This window comes from Sphingomonas sp. Leaf412, from assembly GCF_001425405.1.
GTDB lineage: Bacteria > Pseudomonadota > Alphaproteobacteria > Sphingomonadales > Sphingomonadaceae > Sphingomonas.
This window is the reverse complement of record NZ_LMQP01000001.1, coordinates 126,975-139,951: the sequence shown is the minus strand read 5'-3', so window position 1 is coordinate 139,951 and position 12,977 is coordinate 126,975. Positions and strand designations below refer to the sequence as shown.

Genomic DNA, 12,977 nt, shown 5'->3' with positions numbered 1-12,977 from the left:
TCCAGCGGGTCGCGCGTGGCGGTGGATTGCTTCGCTCCGCTCGCAATGACGGAGGCGGGGCGTCAGAAGTCCTCCGCCGCCAGTGCGTACAATTGCGCGGCCGGCGCGCTGGCCGCGGCTTCCAGTCCCAGGGCCTCGGGGACGACCTGCTCCAGATAGAAGGCCGCCACCGCGCGGCGGACGTCGTCGGCGTCGTCGGTGCGGGCGAGCTTTTCCAGCAGCCAGCCGCAGGCCGCGACCGACAGCATCGTCAGGAAGGGGTAGCTCGCCGCCTGCCGCTCGTCGGTGTCGGCGGTCTGCAACCGGCGACCCACTTCCTCGCACGCGTCGACCAGCGCGATCAGGCGCGGGTGGTGCGCCTCCGACCGCATGTCCGCGATCAGCGTCGCGAAGGCGGCGCCGTTGGACAGCGACAGCTTGCGCCCCACGAGGTCCGCGGCCTGGATGCCGTTGGTGCCTTCGTAGATCGGCGTGATGCGCGCATCGCGGAAGAATTGCGCCGCGCCGGTCTCCTCGATGAAGCCCATCCCGCCGTGGACCTGGATGCCGAGCGACGCGACCTCGTTGCCGATGTCGGTCGCATGCGCCTTGGCCAGCGGGGTCATGATCTCCAGCCGGTCGCGGGCCGCGGCGTCGCCCGCGGCGGCGCGGTCGACCTGCGCGCAGGCGTAATAGACCAAGGCGCGCGCAGCCTGAGTCTGCGCCTTCATCCGCATCAGCATGCGGCGCACGTCGGGGTGGCCGACGATCGCGGCGGGCTTCCCCTCGCGCACGCCCTGCACGCGTTCGCGCGCATAGTCGGCCGCCTTCTGCGTCGCGCCCTCCGCGACCTGCACGCCCTGAAGACCCACGTTCAGCCGCGCATTGTTCATCATCGTGAACATCGCGCGGATGCCCCCGAACTCCGCGCCGATCAACTCGCCGATGCAATCGTCCGCGTCGCCGAAGGACAGGACGCAGGTGGGGGAGGCGTGGAGGCCCATCTTGTGCTCGATCGACACCACGCGCACGTCGTTGGGCGTGCCGTCCAGCCGGACCTTGGGGACGAGGAAGAGCGAGATGCCGCGCGTTCCCTCCGGCGCACCCGGCGTGCGGGCGAGGACGAGGTGGACGATATTGTCGGTCAGGTCGTGGTCGCCGAAGCTGATGTAGATCTTCGTCCCCTTCAGCAGGAACGTGCCGTCGCCGCGCGGGGTCGCGGTCGTCCGCAGGGCGCCGACGTCGCTGCCCGCCTGCGGCTCGGTCAGGTTCATCGTGCCGGTCCATTCGCCGGTCGCCAGTTTCGGCAGGTACGTCGCCTGCTGCGCGGGCGAGCCGTGGTGGGACAACGCCTCGATCGCGCCGACCGTCAGGATCGGGGCGAGCGCGAAGCCCATGTTGGCGCCGCCCAGCGTTTCCAGCACCGCGGCCTGCACGACGAAGGGCAGGCCCTGCCCGCCGTGATCCTCGCCCACGCCGATCGTGCCCCAGCCGCCGTCGACATAGGCGCGATAGGCGGCGGCATAGCCCGCGGGCATCGTCACGCCGTCGGGCGACCATGTCGGCCCGTTCGTGTCGCCGCGGCGCGCCAGCGGGGCCCATTCGCCCTCCGCCAGCCCCGCGATCCCCTCCAGCACCGCGTCGATCGTGTCGGAATCGACGCCGGTATCGGCGATATGGGCGAGGACGAAGCGCTGCTCGGCGACGGGGGCGGTATAGGTCATTTCTCTCTCCGTTCTCCTCCCGCTATAGCCGCGGTCGATGGCCGCTCAAGCACCCGAAATCCTTGGCTTCGACCAAGACGCGGTCGCGCGCGCCGCCGCCGCGATCGCGCGGGGCGGGATCGTCGCGGTGCCGACCGAGACGGTGTACGGCCTCGCCGCCGATGCGCGGGTGCCCGAGGCGGTGGCGCGCATCTATGCGGCGAAGGGGCGGCCGTCGTTCAATCCGTTGATCGTGCATGTGCTGGACGTGGCGGCGGCGGGGCGGCTGGCGGTGCTGGACGAGGATGCGCGGATGCTGGCGGCGCGTTTCTGGCCGGGGCCGCTGACTCTGGTGCTGCCGTTGCGGGGCGATGCGGGGCTGGCGGGCGCGGTGACGGCGGGGCTGGGGACGGTGGCGATCCGGGTGCCCGCGCATCGCGCGATGCGCGCGCTGCTGACGGCGAGCGGCGTGCCGCTGGCGGCGCCGTCGGCCAATGCCAGCAACCATATCAGCCCGACGCGGGCGGCGCATGTCGCCGGGAGCATGGGCAACAGGGTGCCGTTGATCCTGGACGACGGCGCGTGCGCGGCGGGGGTGGAATCGACGATCGTGGCGGGGCGGACGATCCTGCGCCCCGGTCCCGTCACGCAGGAGATGCTGGCCGCGGTCCTGCCCGTCGCGCCGGGGCGCACCGCGCATGTCAGCGCGCCGGGGCAGCTGGCGCATCATTATGCGCCGCGCAAGCCGGTGCGGCTGGACGCGGTCGAGCGGGACGGCGACGAGTGGCTGATCGGGTTCGGTGCGGTGGCGGGGGACGATAACCTGTCGGCGGCGGGCGATCCGGTGGAGGCGGCGGCGCGATTGTTCGATGCGCTCCACCGCGCGGATGCCAGTGACCGGGTGCGGATCGCGGTGGCGCCGGTGCCGGCGGGGGGGATGGGCGCGGCGATCAACGACCGGTTGCGGCGCGCGGCGGGGTGAATGGCCATGTCAGTGTGTCCCCGCGAAGGGCACCCATCAAAGTAATACTTTGATGGGACCCAAGGCGGGGACCCAGTCTGGGCTCCCGCCTTCGCGGGAGCACAGGGAGGGGCGGTGGCGACCGCCATCCTGGTGAATCGCGAATCGCGTAAGTGACTGTTTTCGCTGCGTCGGGAATCGCGAATGTTGCGAATGTTGAGGCGCTGGCGCGGTATTGTGGGCTGGACGCGGTGGTGGATCGGTTCGGCGATGGGAAAGAGCGGTCGGCGCGAAGCATATGAGGTTCGCGGCGTGTAGGACAGGCTTGTTCGTTGAACGGGCGTTCCTGTCGGTGCGATACCGTCCCCTCTCCCGGCTGGCGCTAGATGCGTTCCGCCGCGTTCACCACGTCGGTCGCGCGGAGTGCGGCGAGGAGGCGCATGAGCTGGTGGGCGTCGTGGACCTCGACGTCGATCGTGTTCGCGTGGAATTGCGTGTCGCGGGTGTCGAGGCGCAGGTTGATGATGTTCGCCTTGTGCTGCCCGATGATCGTCGCCAGCGCGCCCAGCGCGCCGGGTTCGTTCTTCACCTCGACCGAGATGCGCGCCGTCGCGCCTTCGGTCTTGTCGCCCCATTGCACGTCGATCCAGTCGGTCTCCTCGTCCGACCGCTCGGCGAGATCGGCGAGCGTCGCGCAGTCGATCGAATGCACCTCGATCCCCGCGTCGGGGCGGCGCAAGCCGACGATGCGGTCGCCGGGCACGGGGTGGCAGCAGGTGCCCAGTTCGTAGGCGACCCCCGCGGTCAGCCCCTTGATCGAGATGGCGGAGGATTGCGGCGCGGTCGCGGTTTCGGCCGCGGCCGATCCGGGCATCAGCGCCTCCATCACCTGCCCGTCGGTCAGCGTCCGGCGCGCGATCGCCTGCATCAGCGCGCCTTCGTCGGGCAGGTTCATCCGTTTCAGCGCGGCGTCGAGCGCGCCCGGCCCCAGCGTCGCGGGCAGGCGCGCGACGATATCGTCGTACAATTTGCGTCCCAGCGTCACCTGCTCGTCGCGCTCCACATGGCGCAGGTGGCGGCGGATCGCGGCCAGCGCCTTTCCGGTGATCGCGAAGTTCAGCCAGTTGGCCTGCGGCACCTGCGCGTTCGAGCGCAGCACCTGCACCTGGTCGCCGTTCTCCAGCACCGTCCGCAACGGCACGACGCGGCCGTTCACCTTCGCCCCCACCGCCTGATCGCCCAGATCGGTGTGGACCGCATAGGCGAAGTCGATCGGGGTCGCGCCCTTGGGCAGCTGGATCAGCTCCCCCTTCGGCGTGAAGGCGAAGATGCGATCCTGATACATCGCCATGCGGGTGTGTTCGAGCAGCTCCTCCGGCGTGGCGGCGGTGTCGAGGATCTCGACCAGGTCCGCGATCCAGCCGGGCTTGCTGTCGGGCTGCACCGGCGGCCGGTGGTCGCCCGCCTGCTTGTACGCCCAGTGCGCGGCGAGGCCGAATTCCGCCTCCGCATGCATTTCGGGCGTGCGGATCTGGATCTCGATGCGGCGATTCTCGGCGTGGATCACGCTGGTGTGGAGCGAGCGATAGCCGTTGCGCTTGGGGGTCGAGATGTAGTCCTTGAACCGGCCGGGCACCATCGGCCAGCGGCGGTGGACGAGGCCCAAGGCGCGGTAGCAATCCTCCTCCGTCGGCACGAGCACGCGGAACGCCATGATGTCGCTCAGCTGTTCGAAGCTGATGTGGCGTTCCTGCATCTTGCGCCAGATCGAGAAGGGATGCTTCTCGCGCCCCGACACCTCCGCCTCGATCCCGCTGCGCGCCAGCAGCAGTTTCAGGCCCGAGCCGATCTTCGCGATCCGGTCCCCGCCGCCCTCCTGCAATTGCGCCAGCCGGCGATCGATCGATTCGTACGCCTCGGGTTCGAGCTGCCGGAAGGCGAGCGTCTGCATCTCCTTCATGAATTCGTACATGCCGATCCGCTCCGCGAGCGGGGCGTAGATGTCCATCGTCTCCTTCGCGATGCGGCGGCGCTTCTCCGGCTTCGCGATGTGATGGAGCGTGCGCATGTTGTGGAGCCGGTCGGCCAGCTTCACCAGCAGGACGCGGATGTCGCCCGACATCGCCAGCAGGAACTTGCGCAGATTCTCCGCCGCGCGCTCGTTCTCGGTCTGCGCCTCGATCTTGCTCAGCTTCGTCACGCCGTCGACCAGGCGGGCGACGTTGCCGCCGAAGATGCGTTCGATCTCCTCCGACGTGGCGACGGTGTCCTCCACCGTGTCGTGCAGGATCGCGGTCGCGATCGTCTCGTCGTCCAGCCGCAATTCGGTCAGGATGCCCGCCACCTCGATCGGGTGGCTGAAATACGGATCGCCGCTGGCGCGCTTCTGCGTCCCGTGCGCGTTGACCGAGAAGACGTAGGCGCGGTTCAGCATCGCCTCGTCGGCGTTCGGGTCGTAGGCCAGGACCCGGTCGACCAGCTGGTATTGTCTCAGCACGGGATCAGCATGGGGCGGCGCATCGGTGCATTGCAACAACAATGGCCAACAAAAAACGTCCCCCGCCGCGCGGGGCGACGGGGGATCGTGACGGAAGGAGGGCCGGGCGCGCGGCGCGTCCGGGGGGAGGGGGGAATCAGTTGCTGGCGACGGCGGTCGTCGCGGCCTTGCCGTTGCACTTGCCCAGCTGCGCCGCGTCATAGGCCTTGCCGCCCGCGCTGAACGAGGACAGCGCGCCGATGTCGCGCGCGACGAGCTGGCACAGCACCAGATCGCGCTCCGGCGCGCGGGCGGCGACGAAGGCGCCGTTCTGCAACTGCCACGCGGTGGAGCGGGTGATGAGGCGATCCTTCGCCGGCTTCGCCGCCGGGGTCGCGACGTAATAGCCGGACGTCTGCGCCTGCACGCCGGCGGCGGCGAGGAGGGCGGCGGAGGTGATGACGGCGGAAACGAAGCTGCGGAACATGGAAAGCCTCCCTGGGGTCGGTTGCTGATCGCTACCTAGATATTGCGGATGCGAGTTGCAAGGGGAAACTCGCACTTGCGAGTACGGATTTGCAACCTATTATTGGGACGGGCTTTTGCGCTTGCGCCATCGGGGCGCGGCGCTACCCTTTTTGCGGACGAGGAGACGCCGTTGGGCGAGGTGCGTGAAAACCTGAAGGAATGCAGCCTGCCCGCGGCGCTGGAGTCGATGGGCGAGCGCTGGGCGTTCCTGATCCTGCGCGCGGCGTTCAACGGACTGCACCATTTCGAGGAATTCCAGCAGGAGCTGGGGATCGCGCGCAACATCCTGGCCAACCGGCTGGCGCGGTTCGTCGAGCACGGCATCATGGAGCGCGCGTCCGTGCCGGAGGACCGGCGCAAGATCGTCTACAACCTGACGCCCAAGGGGTTCGCGCTGCTGCCCACGATGATCGCGTTGCGGCAATGGGGCGAACGGTGGGAAACCGGATGCCCCGCGTTCCCAATCCTGGTCGACGTGCGCGACGGCCGTCCGATCCGGCAGGTCGCGGTGATGAGCCACGACGGCCGCGTGCTGGACAAGGGCGACCTGCACTGGGCGCTGCCGGGCGACGTCGACGCCCTGGCGCAGGCCGCCGAATAAGCGGGAACCGCGGGCGCCGCCGTTCGGTTGGCGGCGATGACCGGACGAATCGACTGGGATGCGATCCCCTGGACCAATGTGGCCGGCCACGCCGCGATCTTCGCCGCGGCGATCCTGGCCGCGCTGATCCTGCACGTCGCGATCGTGCGCATCGCGACCCATGCCGCGCGGCGGACCCCCGGCAGCGCGGACGATGCGATCGTCGCGCGGATGGCGCCGCCGCTGCGCTGGGTCCTGGTCGCGGTGGGCGTCGCGGTGGCGGGGCGGTTCCTGCACCCCGATGCGGAGCCACCGGCGTGGTTCCGCCAGATCACGGGGCTGGCGATCCCGGCGCTGATCGGGTGGATGGTGCTGGCGGGATGGCGCGCGGTGGTGGACGTGGTGACGATCCGCGCGGACATCAGCGTGGAGGACAATCTGCGCGCGCGCCGCCGCCGTACGCGCGCAGGCATCCTGGGCCGGATCGGCAGCCTGTTCATCATGTTCGTGACCCTGTGCCTGATGCTGCTGAGCGTGCCGGGCATCCGGACGCTGGGCGTCACGCTGATGGCGTCGGCGGGGATCGTCGGCCTGGTCGTGGGCGCGGCGGCGCAACCCGCGCTCAAGAACCTGATCGCGGGCATCCAGATGGCGTTCACCGAACCGATCCGGCTGGACGACGTCGTCATCGTCGACAACGAATGGGGGCGGATCGAGGAGATCCGGCTGACCTTCATCGTCATCCGGCTGTGGGACGACCGCCGCCTGGTCGTGCCGGTGGCCAAGTTCCTGGAGCAGAGCTTCCAGAACTGGACGCGCGAGACGAGCCAGTTGCTGGGCAGCGTGTTCTGGCACCTGGACCCCGCGACGGACGTGGCGCGGATGCGGGAGAAGCTGGCCGAGGTCGTGCAGGCCAATCCGCGCTGGGACCGGCGTTTCTTCAACCTTCAGGTCACCGACATGAAGGCGGACGCGATCGAGGTCCGCGCGCTGATGACCGCGAAGGATGCATCGACCGCGTTCGACCTGCGCGCCGACGTGCGCGAGGCGATGCTGGCGTGGCTGCGCGCCGAGATGCCGGAGGCGTTGCCGCGGCGGCGGGTGATGTTGGAGTAGCGGTCGCCCGTGCTCCTGCGAACGCAGGAGCCCAGAGCAGAAAGAGCCGCCGGCCGTCGTTCTGCGTAACCCTAGGTTCCCGCTTTCGCGGGAACACGAATAATCAGGCGGGTTCGCCGACGTGGACGTCCTCCAGCGCGTTCAGGAACAGGTCGCACCACCAGTGGACGTCCTCGCGCCGGACGTTGTCGATCAGCACCTCCCAGCGGCGGATGCGTTCCTCGCGCGGCATTTCCAGCGCGGTGGCCAATGCGTCGGACATCTCCTCCGCGCTGTGCGGGTTCACCAGCACCGCCCCGGTCAGCTGCGCCGCGGCGCCCGCGAAGCGCGACAGGATCAGGACGCCGGGATCGCGCGGATCCTGCGCGGCGACGAATTCCTTCGCCACCAGGTTCATGCCGTCGCGCAGCGGCGTGACCAGCGCGATGCGCGCTGCGCGATACACGCCCGCCAGCTCCGCGCGGGGAAACCCCTTGTTCACGTAGCGCAAAGGGGTCCAGTCGATGTCGGCATATTCGCCGTTGATGCGGCCCGACAGGCCGTCCAGCGTGGCGCGGATCTCCTGATACGTATCCACCTTCTCGCGGCTGGGCGGCGCGATCTGGAGCATGTACACCAGGCCGCGGCGATCGGGGTGCGAGGCGAGGAAGCGTTCGTAGCCCGCGAACCGTTCGGGCAGGCCCTTCGAATAGTCGAGCCGGTCGACGCCGACGATCAGGCTGCGCCCCGTCGCGGACATGTACATCCGGTCGCGCGCGAAGATGGCGCCCTGCGTCGCGGCGGCGGCCTCGAACTCCGCGGTCTCGATCCCGATCGGGGCGGGGATGGCGCGGATCGTGCGGTCGCCGACGGTGACATGCCCGTCGCTGCCGATCGTGCCGCCCAGTTGCGTCACGACGTAATGGCGGAAATTCTCCAGCCAGTCGGCGGTCTGGAACCCCACCACGTCGTAGGCGAACAGCGCCTCCACCAGCCGGCGGTGGCTGGGCAGCGATACCAGCAGGTCGGTCGGCGGCCAGGGGATGTGGAGGAAGAAGCCGATGCGGTTGGTGACGCCGCGGGTGCGCAGTTCCTCCCCCAGCGGGACCAGGTGGTAATCGTGGACCCAGACCACGTCCTCGTCCTCGATCAGCGGGCGGACGGTGTCGGCGAAGCGGCGGTTGACGCGGGCATAGCCGCTGTTGAAGTCGCGTTCGAACTCGGTCAGGTCGACGCGATAGTGGAACAGCGGCCACAATGTCCGGTTCGCGAAGCCGTTGTAATATTCGTCGATGTCCTGGTCTTCCAGGTCGATCACCGCGGTCGTCGTCGGCCCTTCGCGTTCGTAGGTGATGGCGCCGTCGAAGGTTTCGGTCGTCCCGCCGCTCCACCCGAACCACACGCCGCCGCGTTCGCGCAGCGCCGCCAGCAACGCCACCGCCAGCCCGCCCTGGTTGCCGCCGGCGCCCTGGTTCAACTGCTGGACGCGGTTGGAGATGACGACGAGGCGGCTCATCGCACCGCGGTCCACGGACGGCTGAGCATCACCGCGCAGTTGATGAGGCCGACGAGCGAATACGTCTGCGGATAATTGCCCCACAATTCGCCCGATGCCGGGTCGATATCCTCCGACAACAGCCCCGCGGGGGTGCGGCGCGACACCATCTCCTCGAACAGCACGCGCGCGTCGTTGGTGCGACCGGTGGCGTGCAGCGCCTCGATCAGCCAGAAGGTGCAGACGTTGAACGCGGTGTGGGGGAGGCCGAAATCATCCTCCGTCGCGTAGCGCAGCATGAAGCTTTCGCGGCGCAGGCCCTCCTCTACCGCGTACAGGGTCGAGCGGAAGCGGCGATCCTCCGGCGCCAGGAAGCGCAGGTCGAGCAGCTGGATGATGCTGGCGTCCAGATCGTCGCCGCCGAAGGTCGCGGACATGCGCTGCGTATCGGGGCGCCACGCCGCGGCCTCGATCGCGGCGCGCATCGTGGCGGCGCGGTCGTTCCAGAAGGCGGCGCGATCGGCGAGGCCCAGCACCTGCGCCGCATTGCCGAGCCGGTCGCAGGCGGCCCAGCACATCGCGGCGGAATAGGTGTGGACATGCGCCTTCGTCCGCAATTCCCACAGGCCGGCGTCGGGCTTGTCATAGGTCGCCCATGCGCGTTCGCCCACCTCCTCCAGCGAATGGAAGTCCGCCACCGTCGCCATGCGCAGCAGGCGGTGGTCGAAGAACGCCTGCACGTTGGACAGCACGATCTGGCCGTAGGCGTCGTGCTGCACCTGTTCATACGCCTGGTTGCCGACGCGCACCGGCCCCATGCCGCGATAGCCGGGCAACGTGTCCGCCTCCCGCTCCGTCAGCGTCGCTTCCCCGCCGACGCCGTACAGCGGCTGGATATGCCCGCCCTTCGACGCGTCGACGATGTTGCGCAGGTAGCCCAGATACCCTTCCAGCACGTCCAGCGCGCCGAGGCGGTTGAGCGCCTGCACCGTGTAATAGGCGTCGCGGATCCAGCAGTAGCGATAGTCCCAGTTGCGGCCCGAATCGGCATGTTCGGGTAGCGAGGTCGTCAGCGCGGCGACGATCGCGCCGGTCGGTTCGTGCTGGCACAGTTTCAGCGTGATCGCGGCGCGGATGACGACGTCCTGCCATTCCAGCGGGGTCGCGAGGCCGCGGACCCACAGGCGCCATTCCTCCGCCGTGCGTTCCAGCATCTGCGACATCGTATCGTCGAGGCGGCCCGCGAAGCTTTCGTCGGGGCCGAGGAAGAAGTGCAGCGGACGTTCGATGCGGAAATGATCCTCCAGCCGGAGGTGGTCGATCGGCGCGTCTGTGGTCAGCCGCAACGTCTGGTCGCGCATCAGGAAGCGGATGTGGTTCGACCCCTGCGTCGTGTCGGTCGGCTTCCCCCAGTCGGTCGCGACCCGCGCGACGACGCGGATCCGCGGGCTGCCCGATACCGGGCGGACGATGCGGGCGAAGGCGGTGGGGCGATAGGCGCGGCCGTCGCGCATGAAGCGGGGGCAGAAGTCCACCACCTCCACCGCGTTCCCGCCCGCATCCTCGTGCCGTGTCACCAGGATCGCGGTGTTGCGCAGGTAGTGCTGCGTCGTGCGGACGTTGCCGTCGAGTTCGATCGACCAGAAGCCGGTACCCGGATCGTCGCGGTCGAGCAGGGCGCAAAAGGCCGGGTCGCCGTCCACGCGCGGCACGCAGCCCCACACGAACCGGCCGGTATCGTCGACCAGCGCCGACACCTGGCAATTGCCGATCGGCCACAGATTCATCCCGCTCATGCGTCGCCCCCCGCGCGTTCGATCCACGCGCGCACCGCTGCCGGATCGGGCAGGCGATGGCGCGCGGCGGTGATGCGGGGCGGACCGACCAGCACGCCCGCGCCGCCCGCATCGTAGGCGGCGACGAACCCGTCCTCGTCGGTCACGTCGTCGCCGAAGAACAGCGGCCGGGTCCCGGCCATGGCGGGGGTGGCGAGGAGCGCCGTCAGCGCGGCGCCCTTGTCCCCCGGGGCGCGGACCTCGACCATCATCTTACCCCGCTGGAGCACCAGTCCGTGGCGATGGGCGACATCGCGTGCCGCATCGTCGGCCACGCCCTCCAAAGCGGGCGTATCGCGGAAATGGAGCGCGGTGCCCAACGACTTGCGTTCGAGCAGCAGGCCGTGACGGTCCGCGACGGCGGCGAGATCGGCGTGGGCCGCGGCGAGCGCGGGCGGGACGGTGGCCGCGATCGCCGCCGCGGCGGGCGCGCGCCGCTCCGCGCCATGACTGCCCGCGACCGCGACGGACCGCGCGAAGGGGCCGAGCAGGTCGTCCAGCTGCGCGATCGACCGGCCGCTGAGGATCGCGACCCGGCCGGGACGACGCGCCGAAAGGCGGGCGAGCGCGGCGAGAAGCGCGGCGGAGACGACGACCGCGTCCGGCCGCGCGGCCAGATCGATCAACGTGCCGTCAAGGTCGAAGAACAGGCTGACCGTCGCGTCGGTCGGGACGGAGGGCGCGTCGAGATCGGGTCGGTGCGGCAGCGGATCCAGCATGACGGGTCAACCGATGCGGGACGGCACCGTTCCCTGCCCGATTGCTGCGGGTGCGAAATGATTTGCGGGCGGGGGCGCCGCGCGCGTTATGCCCGTTGCAGCGCCGTCGCGCGCATGCTGCCGATCAGGGCGGGGCGATCGCGCGGCGCGGTGCCCAGGACCATCTGCGACAGGAACTGCTGGAGCGTGTCGTACCCGGGGGTATCGCCCTGCCGCACCATCGAGGCGCGGATCAGGACGCCGTCGCCGACATAGCCCGCCATCGCCGATTCGAGCCGTGCCCAGCGCTGGTCGCCCGCGGTCTGCGGCATCGCCTCGCCCAGGCGGGTCCAATAGGCCACGTCCTCGGTCCGCGATCCGGCCTGCGCCGACAGCAGGACCGCCGGAACGGTCACCCCGGTCGCGAGCGGGAGCGACACCAGCCGGCGGTCGACGATCGTGAAGCCGACGGCGGGATAGCATACCTCCGGCCGGTGGAGCTGGAGCAGGTCGCTCTGCGCCGCGCCATAGGCGGCCAGAAGCATGACGTCGTCGACCTGCGGCGCGTCCCGCCGGTACGTGCGCGCGACGCGGTCGCTGTAGAGGCGGGAGGCGAGGCTGCCCGGGGTTTCGGGCATGACGATGTCGCCGCCCTCGCCGATCGACCAGGCGGCGAAGCGGCCGGGGATGACGCCGGTCATCTCCTCGCCCTCCGGCAACAGCCGCAGCGTGCGGCGCGGGCGGAGGAATTCCGCCCCGCCCAGCGCCGCCGCGCAGCCCGCGCCGACGAACAGGTCGCGCCGGCCGATCATGCCGCCGCCCCCGCGCCGCGACGGCGGGTCACGATCGCCTGGAACATCATGTCGACGAGGAACATCAGCGCGATCGCCAGGGTGAAGAGGACCAGGCCCGTCGTGACGTGCAGGAACCCCTGCGCCGCGGCGTTGCCGAAATAATAGGTGATGAGGATCAGCGCCAGGACGCGCAGGATGTTCACGAACACCGCGATCGGCACGATCAGCGCGACCATCATCCCGGCATAGCGCCACGACGCGCGATGCATGAGGTAGATGTAGAACAGGCTGATCGCGGTCAGGCCCATGAGCGAGTTCATGCCCGCGCAGGCATCCTCCACCAGCAATTGATATTGCGCCACGGTCAGCGACACGCCCTCGCGCGAGATCGGATAGCCCAGCGGCGTCAGGATATGGACCGCGGCGAAGGACACGAAGGTCTGGAGCGGGGCGGTGATGCGGTCGATCACCCAGCCCGGCGGGGGGATGACGAAGCCGATGTAGAACAGGGGGAACAGGTTGCGCTTCCATTCCGACCATCCGGCCAGGAGGTACAGCACCACCGCGAAGACGATGTACAGGCCCGCGGCCTCCAGGCTGATGAAGTCGTAGGCGCGGCCGAACGTGTACAGCGCGAAGGCGAAGAGGAGCGGGGGGGACCCACAACAGGCGCCCGGCCCCGGCCGCGCCGTCGAAGCGCAGCTTGTTGTAGCTGAACAGCCACAGGCCGGTGGCGAGCACGATCGGGCCGTGCGCGCCCATCTCGGTCGACCAGGTCTGCTTCCCGATGTTGACGAGCGTCGGGATCGCCAGGAGCAGCAGGCCCGCGATCA

General features: G+C 69.7%; 10 protein-coding genes and 1 pseudogene. 3 read left to right on the top strand and 8 right to left on the bottom strand.

Annotated elements, in window-relative coordinates:
- Positions 1-62: 62 nt before the first annotated feature.
- Complete coding sequence (locus ASG29_RS00590) at positions 63-1,703, bottom strand: acyl-CoA dehydrogenase (protein ID WP_055978677.1); 1,641 nt, start codon at positions 1,701-1,703, stop codon at positions 63-65.
- 37 nt (positions 1,704-1,740) lie between these two features.
- Here ASG29_RS00590 and ASG29_RS00585 point away from each other — a divergent pair, with 37 nt between their 5' ends.
- Positions 1,741-2,664, top strand: coding sequence for an L-threonylcarbamoyladenylate synthase (locus ASG29_RS00585; RefSeq protein WP_055978675.1), 924 nt, complete (start codon positions 1,741-1,743; stop codon positions 2,662-2,664).
- 361 nt (positions 2,665-3,025) lie between these two features.
- On the opposite strand, the gene ASG29_RS00580 is transcribed toward ASG29_RS00585, so the two are convergent.
- Together ASG29_RS00580 and ASG29_RS00575 are read right to left on the bottom strand one after the other, a co-directional pair.
- Positions 3,026-5,140, bottom strand: a complete 2,115-nt coding sequence (locus ASG29_RS00580; RefSeq protein WP_055978671.1) for a RelA/SpoT family protein — start codon at positions 5,138-5,140, stop codon at positions 3,026-3,028.
- A gap of 136 nt (positions 5,141-5,276) precedes the next feature.
- Positions 5,277-5,606, bottom strand: coding sequence for a CC_3452 family protein (locus tag ASG29_RS00575; protein ID WP_055978669.1), 330 nt, complete (start codon positions 5,604-5,606; stop codon positions 5,277-5,279).
- A gap of 228 nt (positions 5,607-5,834) precedes the next feature.
- On the opposite strand from ASG29_RS00575, the gene ASG29_RS00570 reads away from it, so the two are divergent.
- Both ASG29_RS00570 and ASG29_RS00565 read left to right on the top strand, forming a co-directional pair.
- The gene (locus tag ASG29_RS00570) at positions 5,835-6,248 is read left to right on the top strand and encodes a winged helix-turn-helix transcriptional regulator (RefSeq protein WP_235532764.1); all 414 of its coding nucleotides are present in this window, start codon (positions 5,835-5,837) and stop codon (positions 6,246-6,248) included.
- Between the two features lie 36 nt (positions 6,249-6,284).
- On the top strand, positions 6,285-7,343 hold the full coding sequence (locus ASG29_RS00565; protein WP_055978663.1) for a mechanosensitive ion channel family protein: 1,059 nt from the start codon (positions 6,285-6,287) through the stop codon (positions 7,341-7,343).
- Positions 7,344-7,446: 103 nt separating this feature from the next.
- Here the strand turns inward: ASG29_RS00565 and ASG29_RS00560 are convergent, their stop codons facing one another.
- The 5 genes and pseudogenes from ASG29_RS00560 to xrt form a co-directional block, all read right to left on the bottom strand.
- A complete protein-coding gene (locus ASG29_RS00560) occupies positions 7,447-8,838 on the bottom strand; it encodes an alpha,alpha-trehalose-phosphate synthase (UDP-forming) (RefSeq protein ID WP_055980620.1) in 1,392 nt (463 codons plus the stop codon).
- Positions 8,835-10,613, bottom strand: a complete 1,779-nt coding sequence (locus ASG29_RS00555; protein ID WP_055978658.1) for a glycoside hydrolase family 15 protein — start codon at positions 10,611-10,613, stop codon at positions 8,835-8,837. Before ASG29_RS00555 ends, ASG29_RS00560 begins: the two co-directional genes overlap by 4 nt.
- A complete protein-coding gene (gene otsB / locus ASG29_RS00550) occupies positions 10,610-11,371 on the bottom strand; it encodes a trehalose-phosphatase (protein WP_082515535.1) in 762 nt (253 codons plus the stop codon). Before otsB ends, ASG29_RS00555 begins: the two co-directional genes overlap by 4 nt.
- Positions 11,372-11,457: 86 nt before the next feature.
- A complete protein-coding gene (gene epsI / locus ASG29_RS00545; protein WP_055978655.1) occupies positions 11,458-12,162 on the bottom strand; it encodes an exosortase-associated protein EpsI, V-type in 705 nt (234 codons plus the stop codon).
- Positions 12,159-12,782: pseudogene (gene xrt, locus ASG29_RS00540) on the bottom strand (exosortase); the annotation flags it as partial. The gene epsI and the pseudogene xrt, both read right to left, overlap by 4 nt.
- Between the last annotated feature and the right edge of the window lie 195 nt (positions 12,783-12,977).

Coding starts and splice junctions, on each gene's coding strand:
- ASG29_RS00570 (WP_235532764.1), top strand. CDS start 5,835: ATGGGCGAGCGCTGGGCGTTCCTGATCCTGCGCGCGGCGTTCAACGGA.
- ASG29_RS00565 (WP_055978663.1), top strand. CDS start 6,285: ATGACCGGACGAATCGACTGGGATGCGATCCCCTGGACCAATGTGGCC.
- epsI (WP_055978655.1), bottom strand. CDS start 12,162: ATGATCGGCCGGCGCGACCTGTTCGTCGGCGCGGGCTGCGCGGCGGCG.
- ASG29_RS00575 (WP_055978669.1), bottom strand. CDS start 5,606: ATGTTCCGCAGCTTCGTTTCCGCCGTCATCACCTCCGCCGCCCTCCTC.
- ASG29_RS00555 (WP_055978658.1), bottom strand. CDS start 10,613: ATGAGCGGGATGAATCTGTGGCCGATCGGCAATTGCCAGGTGTCGGCG.
- otsB (WP_082515535.1), bottom strand. CDS start 11,371: ATGCTGGATCCGCTGCCGCACCGACCCGATCTCGACGCGCCCTCCGTC.
- ASG29_RS00560 (WP_055980620.1), bottom strand. CDS start 8,838: ATGAGCCGCCTCGTCGTCATCTCCAACCGCGTCCAGCAGTTGAACCAG.
- ASG29_RS00585 (WP_055978675.1), top strand. CDS start 1,741: ATGGCCGCTCAAGCACCCGAAATCCTTGGCTTCGACCAAGACGCGGTC.
- ASG29_RS00590 (WP_055978677.1), bottom strand. CDS start 1,703: ATGACCTATACCGCCCCCGTCGCCGAGCAGCGCTTCGTCCTCGCCCAT.